Origin of the sequence: Anaerohalosphaera lusitana, from assembly GCF_002007645.1 — a bacterium.
Classification (GTDB): Bacteria; Planctomycetota; Phycisphaerae; order Sedimentisphaerales; family Anaerohalosphaeraceae; genus Anaerohalosphaera; species Anaerohalosphaera lusitana.
In genome coordinates, this window is the sequence record NZ_CP019791.1 from 1,915,039 (window position 1) to 1,938,537 (window position 23,499).

Here is a 23,499-nt window from a genome sequence, read left to right on the forward strand (position 1 = left end):
CAACTAAGGCACTGTAATAGAATCCGACGTCTCAACGTTCAGCGTCGCGTTGTAAGTCTTGCCGCTGACCGTCACGTCCGTCACGGTGAACGTAAACGTTCCGCCGTTCTTGACCTTATCAGCAGTCTCGAAGAACACCGTACCGTCCGCTGCGGTCGTTCCGCTCACGGTCCCGCTGTACGCGCCTGACCATGTACCGTAAACTGTCGCACCGCTCACGTTGGCACCCGTATCGTCCTTGATGTGAACCGTCGCCTGGCCCCAGTAATTCGGACCGGCATTACGCGAACCCATAACGATCGAATTGACATACATCTCGACCGTCTGCTGACCCTGCGGCGTAGCAGAAACCTCGCTCGATGTGCTCGACTCATTGCTGGCTGTATCAACAGCGGTGACAACATAGTAGTATGTCGTGCCGTTCGTCACGGTGTTATCAGTGTAGTCACTGCTCGACACGCCCTGGGCAACTGCCGCATAACCGCTGCCGCTCGTCGTACTGCGGTAAACAGTATAGCTGTCCAGATCGCTTTCGCTGTTATCCGCCCAGTCCAGATCAACCGAACCGTCGCCAGCCGTCGCACCAAGACCTGTAGGTGCTGCAGGCGCAGTCGTGTCCGCAGGTGTAGCAGATGCTTCACTGGAAGTATCCGACTCATTGTCACTCGTATCAACAGCAGTCACAACGTAGTAATAAGTCGTGTCGTTGGTAACCGTGTTGTCGGTGTAATCGCTGGTCGACACGCCAGTTGCAATAGAAGCATATCCGCTGCCGCTCGTAGTGCTGCGATAAACGGTATAGCTGGCAAGATCCTGCTCACTGTTATCCGCCCAGTCAAGACTGACCGAACCATCACCTGCCGTAGCACCAAGACCAGTAGGCGCCGCAGGTGCAGTAGTATCACCTGTGTTAAACGTAACTGTCAAGCTGGGGTGATAGCTGGCAGTAACATGCTCCTTTGTTGCAAACGCGTTCCAGCCGGTACTACTCTGGGTTGTAGTATCAATATGGAAGGTTGCCGCGCTGTTTGTATTCATTGACTGTGTGAGCAACGTAGTTACATCGATGTTGTATGCCTGTTCAACTGTCAGATTGTTACTGGAGAAAGTGACTTCATTTCCACTGCCGACAGGGCTGTTGTTCCATGTGATGCCCGTCTCGTCCCACAGATCACCTGAGTCATCCGTCATACGCACACGAATCGTCCTGCTTGTTTGTACACTTGTCGGTGTCAATGTCAAAGTTGCGCTTTGAACATCGCCACTGCCCTGATTGCTATAGTCGAATCTGACAAACGATTCACGAGTGTACCCCGAATTGAAGTCATATTTGACACCCATGATGGAGTCGAGTCCGAAGTTGTCACCGGCATAACCTCCATCGCGAATATAACTGTCAGCACTTACTAAGGGTAAAACGCTCAATGTAGCCTCGCCGCCGCTGGTGTTTTCCTTTGACCTGAAACTCATGTTGCCATCGTTAATATTGCGTGTAATCAATAACGTGACTTCGTTATTCGTGTCTGCTTTGAGGAAATTGAGTAGATCTGCGCCTTCAATGCTGAATTCAGTTCCCGCCGCGGGTGCGCCGCCGCTCCATGAGAAAGTGCCAACTTGGGTTGTATCCGTATCCTCGGCGAAGTCAGGCGAAAGCGGGGCATTTGCGCCGGTGATGCCGGACTCCGTCCAGTCGGTACCGAGATTATCACCTGGACGACCGTCGATAATACCCCAGACAGTGATAGTTCCTGAGCTTACATCAGCGCTGTTAACCGTCAATGTCAGCTTAGCCCTTGCGCCGAGCTCTTTACCGGTAAGGTCAAAATGTATCCACCCGGTACGTGTGTAAGTTGACCCTGCACCAGCCGAGCTGCGTTTGACCACGACAGCAGTTGATCCGCCGTAATTGTTGCTGTTGGTGCCTTCGACATAGGTGTCTGCATCAGTAGCGAGCGACCATGTCGGCGTGACCTCGATCTGCATCATAGCAAGGCCTGTTGCTGTCTGTCCGGTGCTGTCGGCTATTACATAATGAAAATAGTCCATGCCCTCAGTGTCATCCGGAGCAGTGTAGCTGATCTCGTCTCGGCCGTTCGGACCTGTTCCGGTAGAGATACTGACCGTTCCACCCCTTTCGGAGGTCGATTCGACGCTCAAGATCGAAAGTGTATCAGCATTCGCATCGAAATCATTAGCTAACACGTCAATCGTGATGCTGCTCTGGGTCTCAACACCATCTGTAACGATGTCAAGAGCTGCGTAAGGCGGTACGTCCACGCCGGTGTATGCTCCGCCGATGCTGTAAAGTTTCGTGCCGATGTTGCCGTCTCTGTGTGCGAGGTGATCCCGAACACTTGTGCCGCAGAATCGGGCTATACCATTACCGCACATGATGGTGTTGCCTTCAGGGCTGTTGCCGTCCCAGTCACCTGCACCGAAGTTATGACCGGTTTCATGCCGGCCTGCTCCCATGTACCAGCCTGTGCTCTTGACCTGAGACACATTATAGGTTCCGGGGCTGTATGCCACTCCGCCGCCGATGTTAGGGCTTGCTAACATAGCTTTGAAGCAATATGCCATCGCATCCGAGTGATTGTTTGACCATTCATTTGCAAATGGACTCAGCAGGGCGGTACCGCTTATGCCCTGATACGGGCAATGTGTCTGCGAGCTTCTGATTACCACTCGACCAATACAATTCAGCATCATGTTGTCGCGAAGCTGTATCGCTTTCCATGCGCACATATTCTTCTCTACCTGTTCCATAGTTGTTGCGAGACTGCTGCCATAGATCGTGCTGAATGCGTCATAATCGACATCAAAACCCATTTCATACTTGTAGACTGTGCTGCCTGCCTGTCCTGGCGTAACAGTAGAAGCGCTCGGCCAGGCATATGTGGGTGAAGGAACGCTCTTGTTCGTGACAGAACTGCCGAGCGTGCTCCACTTTTCGCCTCTGTCCAGATACATGAGCGCCCAGAGATCGCCGTCCGTTTGCAAATAGCCGACCACAAGGGCATCGTCCAGTTCGCTTACATAACCCACATAGGTTCTCACCTCGTCAGGCGTATAACTGTCATACGTGCCGGACGAGTTCTGTACCAGCACGTTGAAGTTCGGCCCCCGCAGGCTCTCTTTGAACATATTCAACGTATAACTGTTAGTGCCGTCCGATACCGTTTGAGTGATCGTGTCGGGCACTACGGCCAGACTTGAGCCTGTTACAAATAACATACTTAGTGCGCATAGGATAAGCGCAGTTGAACTCAGATTAATCCTGTGTGACATGTGTATTCTCCGTTTTTACATGCTTCCCCCGTCTATTTTCATCCTCACATTCGATATTGGCCCGCAGATCGTTCCACTAAGTCATGTGACGAAAAGACCGCAGGCCGAATTATATGAAGATGCGGATACCCCGCCTTATTGCATCTGCATGCGAAGATGTTTTTGTCAGCAGAAAAGTCCTTCTGAACATTTTTCTGCAAACCTCCTTTTGCGTTTCCTTTAAAGCAGGGCAGGAACTGGACGCAGAAACATATTCTGCATCCAGCCGCCCTGATTCTCCTGTTCCTGATTAGCCAGGCTATTTAGTCAATTGAGCCATTCTTCCGCAAACCATCTCAGGTCATCGAAATCAACTATGTTATCACCGCCGGCCGGATATATATCGCCTGCACCGCTGCTTTGCCAGTTCCCGATAAGCAGGCTGTAGTCCGCGTAATCGACTCGGCCGTCAAGATTGATATCAGCCACCAGGCCTGGAGTCGCAGACACTTCAATCGAATAAGCGGATTCGTCGCCGTTACTGTCTACAGCCGTTACAACGTAATAGTACGTCGTCTCATTAACGACCTGATTGTCCGTGAAGTTCGTTCCCACACTGATGCCCACCAACTCATAAGCTGCATTGCTCCGCTCGGCTCGATAAACCCTGTATTGTGATATAGTCTGATCCTGCGATTCGTCCCATTCCAGCTTGACAAATCCATTTCCATTGACTGCGAACAGTCCACCAGGTGCCGATGGGGCAGGGTCACTCATCGTCACATTCAGCCTGGGATGCCAGGCTGGATCAGAGTACTCTTTTGTTGCGAACTGATTTACACCGGTCTGTGCCGAAGTTATTGTGTCAAGTCTGAAAGACGCTACTGTGTTCTGATTGATGGACTGGTTCAGCAACTGCGTAACATCAACAGTATACGGCTGACCTGCTCTCAATGAAGAGCTGTAGATGTATATAGATCCGCCCGTGGAGGCAGGGGCGCTGTTCCAGGTAATGCTGCTTTCATCCCAGCCGTCATCAGCATCGTCAAGAAGCTGCAGACGCAGTGTCCTGCTGCCCTGAACCGAGGTTGGCATGAGCGTCAAGGTCGCATTTTCTATCGACCCGCTTCCCGCATTAGCATAGTCGAAGGAGAAATAAGAATTTCTGACATAGGTGTCATAGCTGTCCAGTTTGACCTTCATACTGTTCTCAGCACCGAAATTGTCATTTGCGTAGGAACCGCCCCGGACATATGTATCCTGTGCAGGCTGCTTTGCTACGCTGAGGGTCGCTCCAAATCCGCTCTCTCGTGACTTTATAGCAAAGTTGCCGTCGTTCGGATTTCTAGCCAGCAAGAAAGTTACTTCGCCGTTCGTGTTCGCTGCCAGGAACTCCGCCAGTTCGGGCGTCTGTATGGTGAATGTTTCGCTCGGTGAAATAGCAAATGAACCCACAAGAGTTGTGTTTTCGTCTTCTGCAAAATCGGGCTTAAGCGGAGCATTGGAACCGGTAATACTGCCCTCGCTCCAGTCTGTTCCAAGCTCGTCACCGGGTCGGCCGTCCTTGACGCCCCACACATTCACAGTTCCACCGGAGTCTCCGCTGTTGCGTGTGAATGTCAAACGCGCATTGCTTGCAAGCTGCTTGCCGCTTATGTCGAAATGCACCCATCCGGTACGTGTCCAGGACGTAGTTGCGCCCGCAGTGCTTCGCTTGATCACGATATAGCCCGCACTGCCGAAGTTGTCATTATCGTAGTGGCCTTCAACAAAAGTGTCCGCATCCGTTTCGACCGTCCACATCGGAGGAATTATGACGTTGAGCTTTACCACAACCAGCCCGCTTGCCTTCTGACCGCTGCTGTCTTCACAGACGTAATAGAACCAGTCAAGACCTTCAGCGTTCGCAGGGGCCGTGTAGATCAGTTCGTCACGACCATTCGGTCCGGTACCGCTGGAAATTGTTACAGTCCCGCCGCGATTTGTAGTGCTGTCTACACTGGCTATAGAAAGGGAATGGCCGTTTCCATCGTGATCATTTGCGATTGGATCAAATGTTATACTCTTGGAAATATTAGGTGTTGATGTCATTTCGACAGTATCCAGTGCAGCATAGGGAGGAAGATTCACTGTCGCATAGGTCCCAACAGAATACAATTTGGTGCCTATCCGACTGTCGCGATGGTTTAGCATGTCCTGCACCCCGGGCCCGCAATACCTGCCTCTCTGATTGCCGCACATCAGAGTGGGCCCTTCGGGGTTGTTTGCTTCATAGTCGGCAATACCCCAATTGTGTCCGATCTCGTGTCGCCAGGTTGTCACGAATTGACCATTGCTTTTAGTGGAATTGACTGAATAAGACCCTCCAAGATAAGCCACTCCGCCGCCGTAAGAAGGCAGCATCAGACCGACTTTAAAGCAGTAACCCATATCCTCACTCCATGCTCCCGATATCCTCGTCAGGTTGCTGTTGCCCGCGGACAGATCATACGGAGTCTGGCTGGCCGAGGCGCGGATGACCACCTTGCCGATCACCGGCTTGAGTATCGCATCCCGCATATGTATCGCCGCCAGCTCTGCCATGCAGTACTCCACGTTCTCCATCGTCCTGGAATAACTGGAATTGTATATCTGAGAAAAAGTGGTGTAATCGATATCGATCCCCACCTGGTATTCGTACATTGTGGTCCCCCCGTGACCCGCACTGACTGTCGGAGTTGTCGGCCACCGGACCGAGAATGACTGCGTCCCATTGCCCCCAACTTTAGTACTGCCTTCATAGTATTCCGTCACACCCCGGTCGAAATATACCACACTGCGAAAGACTCCGTTCGACTGCAGATAGCCCGCAACATTCGCAAACGGATCCTCGTCGACCGTGCCGAGATATGTCCGAACCTCACCTGCATCGTAATCTGCAAACGCCCCCGAATCCTGCTGTATCTTCACGTTGAAATCCGGCCCCCGCAGACTCTCCCTGGTCAATCTCAAGGTATACTGCTGACCATCACTGTAAACAACTTGCGTAAAGTTCTCCGGCGTCACCGCATACGAACTCGCTTCAACACCAGTTATCATAATAATTGCACACATCCAAGTACTGATCACCCTTGTTTTCATTTTAAGCACCTTTAATGCAAACTACATATCATACGGCATCACATAGATACCGTGGCAAAACCCTGTATTTCGCCAAAAAAAATCAAAAAGAACGGGGCCGCACCCGAACAGATACGGCCCCGTTGAAAATCACTGCATCATACTAACTTCGCTTTCCGTCATTACTGAATGCAGTCCGGGACCAGCCCGCAGTCGAGCCAGTTATTCGCGAACTCTGCGAAGTCATAAAGATTCACTACACAATCCTGTTCGCCGTTAGGACCGCTGATGTCCATTGCAGGACGATCGATGCATGTTGCAAGACCGGTATAGTCCTTGTAGACGCTAGCAACTTCTACTTCATTCAGGCCATAGTTGAAGATGCGGACATCATCCATAGCACCGGGGAACGGATCGGAATTGATGCCCTTTGCACCGATCACGATGGGAGCGTCAGTCGCGTTATCAAGCTGTGCATACGTCGTGGAACCTTCGAGTGCTCCGTTAACATAGATCCTGAAGTAATCTCCGTCGAACGTTGCACAAACGTGCGTCCATTCATTCGCCGGTACCAGACCGTTAGTTGACAGGTACGAACCTGCGTTGTAGAACCACAGACCCGCATTATCACCAGACTTGCCGCGGAGCACGAAGAACCATCTGTCCGTGTCAACGCCATAACCGTCAGCCTTTGAGATGATACCGCTGCCGTATGTGGCAGGACCAGTTCCGTCCCATTTGATCCATGCACTTACGCTGATCTGACCGGTAAACGCTGAAGGATCCCATGTCCCTGCATTCGCCCAACTGTCGGAACCGATCTCAACACCGCCGCCGGCAGTGCCGTCAAACTGTTCTACAAAAACAGGCGCGCTGTTCGGATCAGCATTGTGTCCGCCGATAACATCAACATACTGATCATTTACATAGTCGCCCTGATCGAGCGTCCACCTGGCCAGTTCCTGCTTATAGCCGATGGTTATATCGTTACTAGGTGTGCTGCCGCCGTTGCTTGTGATCGTAACAACACAGTTGTAAACGCCTTCATCCGTAGCTTCAAATGGCGAGATCGTCAGTGTAGGCCCAGTCTCTACTTCTTCGGTGCCGTTCTTATACCACTGGAACTCGAGTCCGGTAGCGTCCATCGTGAATGGATTGTACGCGTCAATGGTGTACTCGAGCGTTTCGCCCAGTTCAGCGATGACGATCTGCTCGTCAGGCTGAGATACGATCACGGGAACCGAAGGCACCGTCGTGAACGACCATGTCTTGCCTGTTACAACAGTGCTGTCGAGCATCACCTCATCGACACGCCAGTAGTAAGTCGTATCACGGCTGAAATCGGCAGAGTCATAGCTGGCAGTTGCGTCCGTGTTGTCAACCTGCACAGGAGTAACGCCTGCGAAGTTTGGATCGTCGGTCTGCAGGTATACATTGTGATAATCGATGTCAGGATGAGCCTGCGAAGGATTAGCAGGATCCAGACCCGTGCTCCAGTAGAGAACCTGATCCTCGAAAATGCCCGTTGCGCCGGCTTCAGGAGTTGGATCCCATGCCGCAGGTGCAAGCGTCATTTCCAGTGTCGCAGCGCCGCCGTTTGCATTCTCTCGAGATCTGAGCTCGAAGTTCTGATCGTTCACGTTTCGGGTGACGATGATCGTCACTTCGCCGTTTGTGTCAGCGTTCAGAAATTCTACCAGTTCCAGTGTCTGTACCGTCTTCGCATCGCCGGCGGCCCAGTCCGAAACATCGATCGTGCCCAGAACAGTGGTGTTCTCGTCTTCAGCAAAATCCGGCGTCAGCGGAGCGTTGCTGCCGCTGATAGTCATTTCTTCCCAGTCCGTGCCGTAAGTGTCGCCGGGCTGGCCGTCAATGACACCCCAGAAAGTCAGTGTGCCGCTCGATACTGAATTGCTGCTTTCGTCGCGCGTGACCGTAAGAATTGCATCACTTGCGATCGGCGGCATGGAAGCCAGATCGAAATGGATCCAGGTCGTGCGTGTCCATGCTGACGATGCCCCAGCCGAACTGCGCTTGACTACCAAAGCCTCTTTATCGCCGTGGTTGTCGCCATCACCTTCTACATATGTGTCTGCGTCGGTCGTCGTAACTGCTGCATGACCGACACCCGTTGTCAACCCAATGCAGGCTAGAACAACAAGCCATACAAAGCAGCGTTTAAAGTTTTTACTTTTGACGTTCATCTTATGTAACCTCCAATAAGAGTTTAGCTGGATTTAATTACTGACAGTCAGGCGCCAGACCGCATTCGAGCCATCCGGACATGAATTCGACCAGGTCGTCGATCTCGACTATGCAGTCGCCGTCGAAGTCCATAGGGTTAGATTCGAAGCAGATGGATTCTCCAGAGCCGGTGGTGTAAAGCGTTGCGATCTCCAGATCCGTCAGAGCATAGTTATAGATGCGGAAATCGTCCATGTATCCGGTGTATGTGGTGCTGTCACCGGAACCGATCCAGAACATATCGGGTGCTTCAAGTGCCTTGGTCAGGCCAGTACCTTCGTGCCATTTCTGCCCGTTGAGCCAGATGCTCATGGTTCCCGCAGTTACGTCCTTGATGAACACGGCATGGTTCCACTGTTCTTTGTATTCGCTTGCATCCATAGTCTTATAGATGCGGTCAGGAGTACCGCTGGAATTACCTGCATCCCAGTATGCATTGCCGTTGCTCCATGGCAGATGAACGCTCATGACACGGTTGCCGTTTGCGCGCCCTTCAAAGGCATGATCACCGAGAGGTTGAGTTGAATCGCCGTAATACCAGAAAGCGATGCTTATCTCACGAGGCCCCATATTGTCAAATGCAGTCGTGGGTACTTCAATATATGGACCAGCCGCCCACAACTCGATAGCCTGACCGAGATTGTCAAGACCCGCTACGTAGTTGGGGTCATTCGCTGTGTCTGTATATGTTCCGTCAAAACCGTTACCGCTTGAATCGGCAACCGTACCATCAAATGTGTAATGCGCGAGCAGTTGAGGTGGTACCTCAGTCGTAAAGCTTGAAGTAGGACCTTCCCAAACCGTGCTGTCATTCATTACTTCATCAACCCGCCAGACATATTCTGTCGCGTAATCCAGACCAGTGACTGTATAGCTTCCAGTGCCGGAACCATCGTTATCAACCTGTACAGGAATAACATCCAGCAGGCCGTTAGGTTCAGAAGCAGGTCCAACGTATACATTGTGATAGTCCACATCAGCGTTGGGCTGGGTTGGATCAGTCAGATCTCGTCCAGTCTGCCATGTCAGTGTGGTGTCTACAGGTACATCGAAGCTGTCGTTTGCTGGAGAATACCCCCACGCGACCGGCTCGAGTGATAGCTCCAGTGTAGGCGTGCCTTCGCCGCTTTCCCTCGACTCGATGTTCAAGTTCGCATTGTTTGGATTTCTTACGATCAGTATCGTCACTTCATCATTGGTGTCAGCGTTGAGGAAGTTGGCAAGTGCTTCAGTAGAGAAAACGATCTGTTCGCCAACCGCCGGCGTGCTTGTCCAACTGTATTCACCGAGCTTGGTTGTGTGTGCGTCTTCTGCAAAATCCGGCGTCTGAGGAGCATTGTCACCCGTGATGGTCATCTCTTCCCAGTCGGTGCCGTACTCGTCGCCGGGCTGACCGTCTTTGATACCCCAGATAGTCAGCGTGCCGCTGCCGACGTCCGCAGCATCTACGGTAACAGTAAGTGAAGCTGTCGAGCAGATCCCTTCACCACTCAGATCGAAATGCATCCAGCCCGTTCGTGTCCACGCAGAACCTGCACCGGCGGTACTTCGCTTAACCGTGATAAAGCCCTTGTCACCGTGGTTGTCGCCGTCACCCTCACAGTATGTGTCAGCATCCGTCTCCACCACTCCGCCTACTGCAATTCCTGCAGCCAACTGCATGCACGCCAGAACGGCCAGCAATGCAAAACAGCCTTTGTAAAACTTTCTTTTGGCCTTCATCATGAAACCTCCAAAAAATAGTAATAAAAAATCTTACATACGTTGAATAACAAGGCACCAGTTGCCTGTTACTGATCTACTGATCCTTTTCAATTTCCTTAAGTATCAGCTCAAATTTTTCGGTATCATTGCCCGGACCGTTAAAGACGGTGCGAAAGTCTTTCGGCCAAAGGTCGTCATCAAATATCTCTCGCCTGGTCGCGAAATTGGCATGTCCGTCCCCGAACAATGCATACAGCCCCTGCGGATCGCCGGAACTGCCTTTTCTGTGTGGAACGACTTCCCACTCCTGGCAGTTGTCTACGAGGATCGCATTTCTGCTCAGAGCTGAAGTTTTCTTCTGGCCGTGCAGCCAGTAATTGTATGAAGTACGGATGAGTTCATGGCCGTCCAAACCTGGGATTGGTATGAATTCCGAACCCCATTCGACGGTCCCGTTATCTGTGTAGAAGTCATAGTAGTAGGGGATGGGGTAGTCACTGTGCCGAGGTTGACTGGGACAGTAGAAGACCTCGGGGTTACCTACGATCTTCTCTTCATAAAGTATCGCAAGCTGTGTTCTGACCGGATTGTGGCTGCCATCCGGATAATATGCCAAAACAGCTTCCCATGGCTCGTTGCCGTACTGAGGAGGGAGCTTATCATCATAGGATTGAGCATAAGTGAACAATCCTATGCCAACCTGTTTGGTGTTGCTGCCGCATATTACCCGTTTAGCCCGCTCTTTTACCATACTCAGAGCAGGCATCATAATCGCCATAAGAAGTGCGATGATTGAAATAACAACCAGCAGTTCGATCAGTGTGAATCCTTTTTTCCTGGCCATCTCGATTCTCCATTTCCGATTGGACATTCCGTCTGGCCAGAGCTATAATCGCCTGCGCAAAAGGCAAGGCGCGCTCTGTGCCGCTTTTTGCAAAAACGGATGAGCCGGGTTACTCGCCAAAGTCCACTCCGGCTCATCCTTCACTTTATCAACTATTCAAAGCCTGGCATGCCGCCAAGATATATCGATTCGATCTCTCTGTCGCTGAGAACACGCTTGAAAACCCCAACCTCGCCGATCGTTCCGTAAAAATCATTCCTCTTTTCATCACCGGAATTATGCTGTCCTACATAGGTCCTGCATTTGACTGCTGGTGGGTGATACTCGTGTTTCTGCGAACTAACCAGTTCTCCGTCCAGATAGAAACGCAATATCTTGTTATCATGCGTAACGGCCGCGAAATGCCAGCCTTGTGTTAGTTCACTCCCTAAATTGGTGAAGGACCTGTCAGCATAGCTGTTGGAAGTACTGATCCGCAGAAATTCCATATAATCAAGTGTCACCGCAAGTCTGTAATTGCAGTGACCTCCCGGTATGCGATTACTGATTATCACTCCCCCGGGATTATCTTGATCGACCTTTATCCAGCTCCAGATCGTTACAGGTCCTGAGATGCTGGCCGATTGGTTCCTTTCTGTCACCATCCAACGGCTGCCCGGACCGGTAAAAGAAATAGCGGATTTTTGCGGCCAACGTCCGCTTACCCAGCCATCGTGCGAACCGCCTTTGTTTTCAATTTTCCCGTCAAGATCATTTCCTGTGACAGGTGCCAGATTCTGCAGCAGTCCGGGACTCGTATCGTCTTTCTCAAAGGTGTAGTAGGTTACCAGATCGGGGTCTCGCTGCAGTTCGTATTTCAGGGCCAGCCAACGCTGGTAACTGGATTCACCGCTCCGCAGCCTGGCCTCGTATTCATTCTCGGTCACAAACGCCAGCTCATCTGCACGAACATCTGAAACGCTGCCGTTGGAGTACACTCTCTTGGCATCGCCCGCTTTTACCGAAAACTTCTGATCTCCATTAGACGGATAAAGTGCCACTTCACCGTCAAAGACATGTACCTCGCATCCGGTATTCCTCGCTTCAACACCAAATTCAGTGCCCAGGTCGAGTACCCTTGTATTGGGCGTATCTACAATGAACCCCACTGCATCCCTGTTCACATGGGCCGTGAGCTTGCCCTCATTTAGAGATATGCTGTCTGCGGATTTGAAGTTGATCTGTGCGGGTCCCTCCAGTACCAGCTCTGCACCGCCCGCCATCCGGATCCTGGCAAGGCCTTCGAGCAATTGCAGATCGCCGGCAGCTATGTCTCCGCTGCCGTCTGGTCTGGCATCCTCATGCCACTCAGCATCGACCTCAGTGTCAATAAATGCAACCGTCGGCCCGCTTTCAGGCAAGATGATCGGTAAAAGCAGGACAAGAACCAAAGCGGCACTGGAAATTATTGCGGTATAGATGGATAGCTTGGAATACTCCCGCACTTTTTGCCTGCTTGGAGCTTTTACCACGGATCGAGTAACATCATCTCTGCCGTTTTGCTCCTCGATAACAACCGGATCAGCATCTATTTCGTTCTGCGCAAGAGCCTGCCACACTTGCAGGTCCAACTGCTCCGCATCAGCATGCAGTTCTTCGTCACTGTTCATGCAGACGCTGTCAGGGCAGGTCAGCGATGAATAGATACTCACAAACTCACGATAGTATATTATTGCGGTTTGATCATTTTTGAGATATCCGGTAAGTTCCGCGCTTCTTTCTTCCGTAATTGCGCCCTCAAGCGATTCGAGGATCAGTTCCCCAAGGTGTGTGTAATAGTGATCTGTTTTGCTCATTTAGAGTCCCTCCTGGTTGAGCCGACGGCGTACGCACACGAGCAGGGAATTATGTATCCTTGAGAGGCTTTTATATATCCCCCTGACAGGACGGGAAACTTTCTGGGCAACTTTCTTAGGTGCAAGACCTCTGTCGTACCTCAGCTCGATCAAGGCCCGATCCTTTTCGGGCAGTTCCTTCATACATTGCTGAAGGACTTTGATTTTATGGTCCTTTTCGTCCACCGCCTGTACTGCCTGCTCCGTGACGATTTCCAGGATGTCGTCAGTTATGGGTACGTGGAGCCGTTTTCGGCTGCGGTAATATCGCAGCACCTTGAAATGTGCGATCTTGATGCCCCAGGCCGCGAAATTGGTTCCCGGTTTGAATTCGTCAAACTTGGTCCACATCAACGTGGCCGTGTCCTGCAGAATATCCTCCGCATCCGAACGGCAGGGCACCAGCATGAGGATGTATTTGAAGAGTTTCTTTTGATTCTGCATGAAAAGACGGAAGAAGCGTGATGCATACGCAGGATCGGAGTGCGCCTCGGCCGAGGACGCCAGATCCTTATTAACGTTTTTGGCTTTATAGTCTTCCATTAAACTCACCGCATAATGACAGGGCAGTTTTTGGTCTTTTCACCAGTTCCATGCCACTTAATGCGTGAAAGTGCCCGTGAAATTCTAAAAAATTCAGAAAATGAGTAATAAAATTTGCCGTCTTGCATAAAAAAAAGAGGCACACAGAAAAGTGCGCCTCTTTGGTACGTTTATCTAAATGATTTGTTTTTACAGTCCGAAAAGGACATCCTGCCTTAGATTCGCCGCAGTTGTTCGACCTCGCTGCAGTTCGTTAACGCTAACATCCATGGGCAGTGCGCCTGGGAATCCTCGGGCCGTCCTCAGAATCCTGGTGTAGTTACGCAGTAGCGTATCGAGCGTGCTTGCAAGTTCGGCACGCAGTCTTTGAGTTTCCACAGTCTCAGTCTCAACGAAGACCTCGCCGCGATCTCTCGCATTTTCAAGCTCTGCCAGGTATCGCAATGTAGCGGCTTCAGTGCTTTTAATGAGATCACGCCTGTTAACATCCTTGCCCGTGCTGAAAACCCGCCGGTTTGGTCCTCTGTCTATTGGCTGATCCTGCAGATTGTCGTAGTAGGATTCCCTTCTGCGTGTGCCTCTGGCATTGAATTCTGTTATCTCATCCAGACGGGTCTTAAGCTGATCTGCCCTGTTCTCCAGGTAATCGACATTTGCGAGCATCGTTCTGATAGCATTCTGGTTTGCGTTAAATGCACGGATCTCACGTCGTATGCCGCTGTTTTCGATTATATCAACATCAGTCAGATCAAATTTTTCGAGCAGATCCGTTCGGCTGACCGCGATACCGTCGGCCATTCCGGTCTTTACGGCGTCCTGTGCTGTGAGGTTAGTAACTTTGGGTACGGTTGCCGTTGCGGTTGACTGAGGTACGGCCTGAACATTGTACTGCTGGGACTGTTGCTCAGCAGGAACCAGGCCGGTTGCAGCTCTGGACCAGTTCTTGACTATCTGCTGAGAGGGCAGTTTGTCCAGGCGATTGATGAATTCAGTCTTGCCGTCTTCTGCGGTCCTGACCTCTACTACGTCAATAGTGTTGTCGATCATAGCGACAGTAAGGGCCTCGGGACGACCGCGTTTTCGCGCAATGCTGGCGGCATATCCGCCGTAGGCCGAGAGACTGTCTGCGCTGTATCGCTGCTGATAATCTCTGATCTCCTCTTCCGTTGCTATTCCGCCTATCAGCGGCGGTTCACTGCTCATTGCTGTGCCGGGCGCGAAATAAACCGCATCGGACGCAACAGCGATAAGTGAAGCTATGGAATAGACACCGCCGAAAGTGCCGCCGTTGACATAAGTTATGACCGGGCAGTTATCGGTTTGTCTTACGGCTTCGATGACCAGTTTGGTATAATCACCTCTGCCGCCTGGGCTGTCAATCTCCAGAATAATGTAGTAGGGCCCGCGATTTGACGCGGCTTCGATGGTTTTTGCCAGTTTTTCGCAAACCCGATAGGATGCGAAGGTCTGCCGATTTGTGATCGGGATGACGATGACGTTGTCACGTCGACCTTTGCGGTTGTAGACTATTTCGTATTCGTTGAGATTTACGAAGCGGGTTTTCAGCTTACCATCTTCCTGCTGTACAAAGACTTTAGCTTCGTTTTGGCGCTGAACCTGGGTGGCAAAGCCGTTGAAAGTTTCGCCGGTCTGCTTATTTCGGAACGTGTCTGAGAAACCCTGTCCGATAATTGCGAAGAACAGAACTGCTGATGTGATTACCAAATGTTTCATTTTTGCACCTCGCTAATTTAAAACTAAACCTGATTGCACTTATATTCTACGCTGGAGAGGCGTTTTATGCCAGTGAAAAGACTCAAATCGAGCCCTAAAAGGCTTTGCTTTACGTATGAGATGCGATTTTTTATAATGCACACTCTGACGGTCAGGGCAGTAAATGTCGATAGAATGGTGTATTCTGCGAATTTAAGAGACCTAAAGGCATCCATAAATGGCGGATAAAAACAGGAAGAAACTGCTCAAAAAGCAGGCAAAGTACGACAAAAAGGCATCAAAAGCGGCACTAAAGAGGCAAAAAAAGTCCGGCGAGAGCGGCGATATTTCTGAAGTAAATCCCGGTCGCCAAAGCCTTGGTTCGCGTCTTGTGACCTTTGCGCAGGGTGTGCGCGGCGTGCTATTTCTGATACTGGCTATCTCGATTATGATAGCAGTTGTTCTTGCGGATAAAGGTTATATAGTCAACTTAGAAGATATATTCGACAGTATTGTTGCGATAAAGGCCGGCAAGGCAGTTCTGGCGATAATTGCTGTTGCGTTTTTCGTTCTCGGGCTGAAGAATCTCAGGGCGATCAAGTGATCTTGCCTTACTTTGGATAAAATATAACCGTGTCCCAATGAGGCTATTTGTAGTTTTGTCCATCATATTTTCCTTTGGGAAGATTTTTTTGCTCCAATTTTGCAATGTGATGATGTAATAAGGTGAAGGGCACCTCTAACAATTCATTTTGGTGGTCAAGCGAATCTTTTTGGTTCCGGGCAGCGGCAGACAAAAACCGCTTTAGCAACAACTAAAGCTGATTTGTCTTCCTTGCTGGAACGCAAAGATCTTCTACTTGCCGCTCAAAAGCAATTATTAGAGCTCCCCTAAAGTGAAGAGTTTAAGGTACGTTTGAAGCTATGAGTGATTTAGATAGCGGCAAAACCAAATACAGCGATAAAGAACGGAGCGATCTGTTCTTCAAGCTGTTCATGGCCAACCAGAAGCGTATTTATTCCTACATACTCATGCTTGTGCCCAACTGCAACGATGCTGATGAGATAATGCAGGAAGCATCCGCGGTTATGTGGCAGAAGTTTGACGAGTTCGAGCAGGGTACGAATTTTGGGGCCTGGGCAGTGAGTATCGCGCGATTTGAGGTTTTAAATTATACCCGTAAACGCAAGAATTCGCATGTACTGTTTACAGGGGACATGCTCGATCTGTTTGCGGGCAGGGCAGAAACGGTTTCAGGTGAGTCCGATGAGCGAATGAAAGCGGTTCAAAAGTGCCTTGAGAAGTTGAGTAAGAAGGACCGCCGTCTTTTGCAGATGCATTACGAGGGCGGGTTGACAATAAAGGGAATTGCACAGAGCCTGGACAGGTCGGTGCAGGGTATGTACAAGGTGATGAACAGAATTCACAACAGTTTGATAAAATGTGTTCGGTGGCGCCTGGTGTCTGAGGATTCGGCATGCTGAGTAATGACCAAAACTATAAAGAGCTTGGCGGGGTGATCCTGAAGGTACTCAGCGGATCAGCCAGCAAGGACGAGCTTGCGCAGCTTCGGTCCACGCTGGAGCATGATCCGTATGCGATGCAATATTATTGCGAGTACGTAAGTCTTTATTCGTCCCTTCGTCAGCCGGGCAATGTTTCATTCGAGGCGCCGAAGCAGGAGGTCCGGGTCGATGAGAGTACGCTTGGTTATGTCTGGGACGAACTGGCAGAAGCTGAGCAGATGGCTGAGACCGTTCCGACACGCAGGCGGAGATGGTTCCGGCTGCCCAAGAGAAAGCGAAAAGAAAAGGCTGCGCCAGAGATACGTTCCGTTGGTAAGTACAAAAAGCTGCAGCGCAAGTTTTCCAAGGCTGCTATCTATACGGCTGTGACATCTGCAGCGGCGATGCTGTTGGTGATGGCCCATGTAATCATCAGGGAACAGCAGGGACCCATAGTTGCCACGGTTACAGAGGCGATGCATTCCAAATGGTCCGGAGAGCAGAGCGACCATCAGGTAGGTGATAATCTTCGTACACTGAGAAAGACCCTTCTGGAGGGTTTTGCGCGTCTGGAATTCAAGAGCGGTGCCGATGTCATTATTCAGGGTCCCGCTGAGATCGAGCCCGAGACAGAGAATCAACTGATGCTGTATTCTGGATCGTTGTTTTCGTACGTTCCGGACGAGGCAACCGGTTTTGTAGTTCGCACGCCAAATGCTACCGTGATCGACTATGGAACAGAATTCGGGGTGACTTCACATCCTTCTGGTCTTACTGAAGTTCATGTCTTTGAAGGTGAAGTGGAGATACGTGCCGGGGACGATCCTGTGCTTCATGGCTCCACTCAGAAACTCTATGCCGGTCAGGCAGGTATCGTTGATGCGAATGGAGTCGTCAAGCGGATCGAGCTTGCTGACGGTGGGAAGCGTTTTGCGAAAGCTATACCGAATGACAGTTTCGCCGTGTCGGGAAGCAGGTTCGACCTGGCCGACGTCGTCGCAGGCGGTAACGGTTTCGGCAGCGGTGAAATTGGTGTAGGGATCGATCCTGTCAGCGGCGAGTTCGTGAGCGAATTTAAAGGTTCCACAAATCGAACAACTTCGGGCGAATACAAGCAGATCCCTGAGAATCCTTATGTTGACGGTTTGTTTGTGCCGGACGGCGGTGAAGGTCCTCAGCAGATCACCTCGGAGCATAGTTGTGATAAATTGCCAGACACGACCGGATGGTACTGGTCTGAGGTTACAACTGATCCGGAGATAGCGATCGGTTACACTGCTGAGAGTAAAAGGTATCCTGTGAAACTCAATGGTGTTGAATACGGCGGAGCTCAGAAGCCTGCAATAGTCATGCATGCGAATCTGGGTATAACATTTGATCTTGAAAATATCCGTATGCTTTTGCCGGGCCAGGAGTTGTCGGCTTTCAGGGCGAAATGCGGTATATCCGAGCCTGACTGGGGCGGAGGCAATGCGGGTTTCCGTGTGATGGTCGACGGCGAAGAGAGATTTGCTCTGGATGATGTTAAGACGGCTGACGGTGCCCATGAGATAGACATTCCGCTTGAAAGCGGGGCAAAGTATCTGACGCTGATCACTGTCGACGGCGGTGAAGAGAACGGAAACGGCAAGGACTGGACGGTTTTTGCTGAGCCATACCTTGAGCTGAAGGCTACAGGTATAGAAAATAATCCAGCGGCTAAAAAGGGATGGAAGTCCAGGTTTTCGGGCCTATTCAGCGAATAAGTTTGTGAGTGGAAAACCGTAATCCAAAAGCATTTTTGAAACCGCTTCTGGTAATCTAACTGCCAGCGTTGCAGATTTTTTGTTTTGATTGGGGGGATATAGAGGATAGACTGCTTGCTGATATGGTTCTTGACTGTTCGGAAGGAGTGAAGTTGTGATGAGGTTGAAGAGTTTGTGTGTTTCTGCGGCATTTTTCGCCATTTTAGCGTTCATTTCGGTTTCGGATGCGGGCAGCATTCAAGTCGATTCAGGCAATTCCCAGTTTGCGGCGGCGGTGCAGGAGCTTGAATATTCTGCTGGTGCAGATGGGGAAGTCGGTTTCGGTCCTGAGGGCGTTTGTTTTATCAATGAGCCGGGGCAGCCGAACGTTCCTTGGCAGATGATAACAGTTTTGCTCCCTCCCAACGCTGATATGAGGTCGCTTAATGTTCAGTTTTCTGATGCTGTGTATGAATCTGTCACGGGAGAGTATATCGCGCCTTCTCCTCCTTTGCTCACTTCAAATCAAGGTGAAACAATCGAAATATGGCCTGTCGGTCAGAACATTATTGACGGGCATGATATTGATATTTACCAGGCCGATGCATTCTGGCCCGGGCGTGGGTGTCGCGTTAATTCGAGCGGCAGGATGAGACAGTGGAGGCTTGTGGAGGTTGCTGTCGCGCTGGTTAAGTACAACCCTGCGGCCGGTCAGATACAGAAGCTGGTTTCGGCGGATGTAGTTGTTGAATATCAAAAGCAAGGCAAGGGGCGTGGCGCGGTTAAAGGGCGAAGCAAAGCTTCGGAGCACGCCAGAAGTCGTTTGAAGGATATGGTTGTCAATTTTGACCAGGGCGCTGCTGACTATGAGATCGATTCGGTAAGCAGCGACGGAGATATTCTGTCAGAAGACAGTTACAGCGGTCAGTTAGACGGTGGTATTTACGAACCGGCACCCGATCCGGGAACGAACGGTTATGTAATCATGACCAGCAACAGCATTGCTTCGGCATCGAGCGTACTGGACGATTTCATCGCTCATAAAGCTTCTATGGGGTATGACGTGACGCTGGTTACGGAGCAGGAGTGGGGCGGTGGAACAGGTGATGCTGCGGCGAATAATATCCGTGCCTGGCTGCAGGCGAATTATGAAAGCATGGGTATTCATTATTTGCTGCTTATAGGTAATCCGATACCTGATCAGGGTACGGTTCCAATGAAGCTTTATCCGTGCGGTGGGCGGAATATACCGACGGATTATTTTTATGCAGAGCTGACCGCGGACTGGGATGCAAATGATAACGGCATCATTGGTGAAAGCGGGGAGATAGAACGGTACTTCGAGATATATGTCGGCCGTATTCCGTACTACGGCAGCATGAATGACATGGACGGAATACTGCAGAAGACCATCGACTATGAGAATTCTACGGATACCCAGTGGCGGCGGAAATTCTATGTTCCGATCGTGCCGCTGGATTCGAATACCTCATGTTATCAGCTTGGCGAGGAGATAAAGTACAACTTACTGGAGCCTCGGGCCATAGGCATAGACCGTCACTACCGAGAGGGTTACACACTTTCTCCGGATCAGTTCAATTTCGATCCGCCTGCTGAGTTCGGGCCGAGTTTGTATCCTGCAAATGTCTGGAGCCAGAATGACTACGGGGTAGTTGTGTGGAGCACGCACGGCTGGGCGAAGGGGGCGTCGGGTATAATCAGTTCCGGCGATTCGGCATATCTTGATGATGCGCATCCGGCGACTACTTTCCAGGGTTCGTGCGACAATGCGTATGTGACGTACACGGACAACCTGGCGTATTCTCTGCTGAAAAAGGGCGGGATCGGTACGATCGGATCTACGCGACTGTCTTATTACTACAGTCAGCAGACGTTTACTAATTCTCCTACGGATGCCGGCATGGGGTACAGGTATGCAAAGGGGATCGCAGAGGGTAAGTCTTGCGGTGAGGCACTTTACGATCTTAAGGAAGAAATAAGCAGTTGGTGGAACCATAACTGGACGCTGTTCAATCTGTACGGTGATCCTTCGGTGGTGGTTATCGGGCCGCCTGAGAGTTTGCTGGCAAGCCCTACGGACGGGTTCAGAACGTCGGTGACGATGGGCAACAGGATTCCTGACAGCAGTTTTGAATGTAAGCTGATCAACGATACGGACAGGGATATAGAGTGGTCGGGGCAAAGTCTGGCGGGTCGGCTGAATGTTCCGGAAGGCGGGGTTGTACCTGCCAACAGTGATCAGACGGTGACAGTTGAGATCAGGCCGCAATTATGGCTGCCGGGTGTTCATGAAGACAAGGTCATATTTACCGATCTTGGGACGGGTAAGACGCTGGAGAGGGCAGTAACTGTAACGGTTAGGCCAAGGCAGATGAAGGGGTACTGGAAGCTAGATGATGGCACGGGAACTGCTGCGACCGATTCTAGCGGGTTTGACGAGCATGGTGTTTGCGAGGGTGGGTTATCTTTTGATCAGGACTCGGTGGCGGGGCATTTCAGCTCGGCGGTTGAGTTTGACGGCGTTGATGATGTCGTCAAGGTGCCAGCGCTGGATATTAACAGTGACAATGTGACGATAACGGCATGGGTCAAGCCCAGCGGTACGCCTGATGACTGGGCGAGTATATTCATGACGCGGGAGGGCAGTTCTGCCGGTTTGTGTTTCGGTTATAATGGAGAGCTTCGCTACCTTTGGAACTCAGGGGGGAAATATTGGGATTCGGGTCTTGACGTGCGTAATGCGTGGACGTTTGTTGCGCTGGTTATCAGGGATGACCGAGCGGTTATTTACAAGGGCGAAAACGGGGTACTGGAGTCTGCGGTTGACTATACTTCCAATGTTCCGGAGGCGTTTTCAGGCCCATCCTATATCGGAGGCGATCCGGTGGAGGGGAGCTATTTTGCGGGGGCGATCGATGATGTGCGGATATACAATTACGATCTCGAACTGAGCGATATACAAGCGGCTTATGATGGCGGCAGGGCGGAGAATCCTTCGCCGGTCGATATGAGTTTTGACGTTGATGTGCCGTTTGTGGACTGGACGGACAATTCTCAGACAATCGGTTATAACCTCTATATGGGGACTTCTGAGTCTGGGGTAACCGACGCTGGGACCGATTCGGAGGAATTTGTTGGTACACTCGCCGAGAGTGAATGGGCGGGTAACTGGCTGCCTTATACGACGTATTACTGGCGTGTGGATCCTGTTACGCCATCCGGTACGCTAAAGGGGCTTACGTGGAGCTTTACCGCGGGTGACGGGGTTGGGAGCATTACTCGAGAGGTATGGCACGATATATCTGGTAATTATGTGAGCGATTTGACGGGTGATCCTGATTATCCGGACAATCCTGATGTGCGTGAGCAGATCGTTCAGTTTGAGACGCCGCAGTGGTATTCGGACAATTATGGTACGAGGGTGCATGGTTTTGTTGTGCCGAAGGTGAGCGGTCACTATACGTTCTGGATTGCCGGTGATGATTACTGCGAGCTTTGGCTGAGCGGGAACCATGAGCCGGCTAATGCGAGCAGGATAGCTTATATCAATGGCTGGACGGGTTACCGAGTCTGGAATGAATATGCGTCGCAGCAGTCGGCGGTTATGGGTTTGAAGGCGGGGAAGAGATACTATATCAGGGCGCTGCAGAAAGAGGGCGGCGGGGGTGACCATCTTTCGGTTGCGTGGCAAGGGCCCGGATTTGAGCGAGAGATCATTCCGGGGAGCTGTCTGATGCCATATTGGGAAGGTTACAATCATCCGCCTTATTTTGCATCTGAGCCGGTTGCGGGGGATTTGATTGAGGGGGGCGATTTCAGCGGATCGCTTGCTTCGCTGGTGCGGAGTCCGATGGATGAAGATGTCGTGTTCAGCAAGGCTGCGGGGCCGAGCTGGCTGGATGTGAGTGCGGACGGCAGTCTGGCGGGTGTGCCGTCTGATGCGGATACTGGTTTGAACAGGTTTTCGATCAGTGTTGCCGGGCTGGATGGTGAGTACAATCTGCAGGACTTTCAGGTCAATGTTGCGGATGCGGCGACGGGGGAGATGGGCTTTTATGATTTTGCCGCTTTTGCAGGCGACTGGGTGAGCGGGGCTTCCGCGGGCGAACCGGTTACGGATCTCGATCAGGATGGTGTGCTTGATATTGCTGATCTTTCGCTGGTGGCCGAGTCGTGGCTGAAGAGGTATGATCGTCCGGGTTTGGTTTATGAAGCGTGCTTCGATCTGGATGCGTTGGGGGGCGTTGTCGATGGCGATCTGGCTTTGCATGGGGATGCTGTGGTGACGCAGGATGTTGGGGAGGTTAAGCGGGGCAATGGTTCGCTGGTTCTGGATGGGGACGGTGATTGGGCAAGCACAGGATTTGGCGGTGTTAATGGTGCACAGGTACGGTCAGCGGCTGCGTGGGTCAAACTGGACCCCGAGCAGAGATCGGGAATTATTGTTTCCTGGGGTGCAAATGATATTCGATCGGGCCGGTTCATTTTCGGTGTGGTTGGAGGACTGCTGCATGTTGACGTTCTGGGTGCGTGGGTAAAGGGTTCGACTGAGATTGCTGATGGGGGATGGCATCATGTTGCTGTTGTGCTGCCGGAGCAGGTTCCTGCAGAGTTGGCTCATTTGAAGCTGTATGTTGACGGTGAATTGGATGAGTTCAGCGAGATATTTCCGGCCAGCATAAATACGGTTAAAGGTGAAACGTTGTGTATAGGGTCCTACGTCGAGAAGAAGTTTTTCAAGGGGTGCATCGATGATGTACGCGTTTACGATAGAGCTCTTTCGCAAGGCGAGATAAGCGAGCTTTTGGGACAGTAGGGCGTAGCAGTTGGGGCCCGAAATGGGCTGTTTGAGTAGGGGTATTGTCGCAGTGTAGTATAAGGAAATGTATGTTTTGTTGTGTTTTGATGCTTGTGTGAATGAAAGTGTCGATGATGTAGGCTTTTTTACTGAACTTTATAA

The 23,499-nt window shown here is 51.1% G+C and carries 12 protein-coding genes; 4 read left to right on the forward strand and 8 right to left on the reverse strand.

Features of this window, described 5'->3' with window-relative positions; genetic code table 11:
• Positions 1 to 3 precede the first annotated feature (3 nt).
• The 8 genes from STSP2_RS07885 to STSP2_RS07920 form a co-directional block, all read right to left on the reverse strand.
• On the reverse strand, positions 4 to 3,234 hold the full coding sequence (locus STSP2_RS07885) for a CBM96 family carbohydrate-binding protein (RefSeq protein WP_169853071.1): 3,231 nt from the start codon (positions 3,232 to 3,234) through the stop codon (positions 4 to 6).
• A gap of 360 nt (positions 3,235 to 3,594) precedes the next feature.
• Positions 3,595 to 6,387: a CBM96 family carbohydrate-binding protein gene (locus STSP2_RS07890; protein WP_146661495.1), complete on the reverse strand. Its 2,793-nt coding sequence runs from the start codon at positions 6,385 to 6,387 to the stop codon at positions 3,595 to 3,597.
• 161 nt (positions 6,388 to 6,548) lie between these two features.
• The gene (locus STSP2_RS07895) at positions 6,549 to 8,570 is read right to left on the reverse strand and encodes a LamG-like jellyroll fold domain-containing protein (protein ID WP_146661498.1); all 2,022 of its coding nucleotides are present in this window, start codon (positions 8,568 to 8,570) and stop codon (positions 6,549 to 6,551) included.
• A 37-nt stretch (positions 8,571 to 8,607) separates the two neighbouring features.
• Complete coding sequence (locus STSP2_RS07900) at positions 8,608 to 10,335, reverse strand: LamG-like jellyroll fold domain-containing protein (RefSeq protein ID WP_146661500.1); 1,728 nt, start codon at positions 10,333 to 10,335, stop codon at positions 8,608 to 8,610.
• A gap of 73 nt (positions 10,336 to 10,408) precedes the next feature.
• Entirely contained in the window at positions 10,409 to 11,158 is a 750-nt protein-coding gene (locus STSP2_RS07905) for a type II secretion system protein (protein ID WP_169853072.1), read from the reverse strand.
• Between the two features lie 152 nt (positions 11,159 to 11,310).
• The gene (locus STSP2_RS07910; RefSeq protein ID WP_146661503.1) at positions 11,311 to 12,993 is read right to left on the reverse strand and encodes a LamG-like jellyroll fold domain-containing protein; all 1,683 of its coding nucleotides are present in this window, start codon (positions 12,991 to 12,993) and stop codon (positions 11,311 to 11,313) included.
• Positions 12,994 to 13,575, reverse strand: a complete 582-nt coding sequence (locus STSP2_RS07915; protein WP_146661505.1) for a sigma-70 family RNA polymerase sigma factor — start codon at positions 13,573 to 13,575, stop codon at positions 12,994 to 12,996. It lies immediately after the preceding gene.
• A 189-nt stretch (positions 13,576 to 13,764) separates the two neighbouring features.
• Positions 13,765 to 15,309, reverse strand: a complete 1,545-nt coding sequence (locus STSP2_RS07920; protein WP_146661507.1) for a Clp protease/crotonase-like domain-containing protein — start codon at positions 15,307 to 15,309, stop codon at positions 13,765 to 13,767.
• Between the two features lie 217 nt (positions 15,310 to 15,526).
• Here STSP2_RS07920 and STSP2_RS07925 point away from each other — a divergent pair, with 217 nt between their 5' ends.
• The 4 genes from STSP2_RS07925 to STSP2_RS07940 all read left to right on the forward strand — a co-directional run bounded on the left by STSP2_RS07925 (position 15,527) and on the right by STSP2_RS07940 (position 23,355).
• Positions 15,527 to 15,892 carry a DUF1206 domain-containing protein gene (locus tag STSP2_RS07925; RefSeq protein WP_146661509.1) on the forward strand — a complete coding sequence of 122 codons (366 nt, stop codon included), beginning with the start codon at positions 15,527 to 15,529 and terminating at the stop codon, positions 15,890 to 15,892.
• A gap of 320 nt (positions 15,893 to 16,212) precedes the next feature.
• Positions 16,213 to 16,773, forward strand: a complete 561-nt coding sequence (locus STSP2_RS07930; protein ID WP_146661511.1) for a sigma-70 family RNA polymerase sigma factor — start codon at positions 16,213 to 16,215, stop codon at positions 16,771 to 16,773.
• Positions 16,767 to 18,539 carry an NPCBM/NEW2 domain-containing protein gene (locus STSP2_RS07935; protein ID WP_146661513.1) on the forward strand — a complete coding sequence of 591 codons (1,773 nt, stop codon included), beginning with the start codon at positions 16,767 to 16,769 and terminating at the stop codon, positions 18,537 to 18,539. Before STSP2_RS07930 ends, STSP2_RS07935 begins: the two co-directional genes overlap by 7 nt.
• A gap of 157 nt (positions 18,540 to 18,696) precedes the next feature.
• Positions 18,697 to 23,355 carry a LamG-like jellyroll fold domain-containing protein gene (locus tag STSP2_RS07940; RefSeq protein ID WP_236782750.1) on the forward strand — a complete coding sequence of 1,553 codons (4,659 nt, stop codon included), beginning with the start codon at positions 18,697 to 18,699 and terminating at the stop codon, positions 23,353 to 23,355.
• The last annotated feature ends 144 nt before the right edge of the window (positions 23,356 to 23,499 follow it).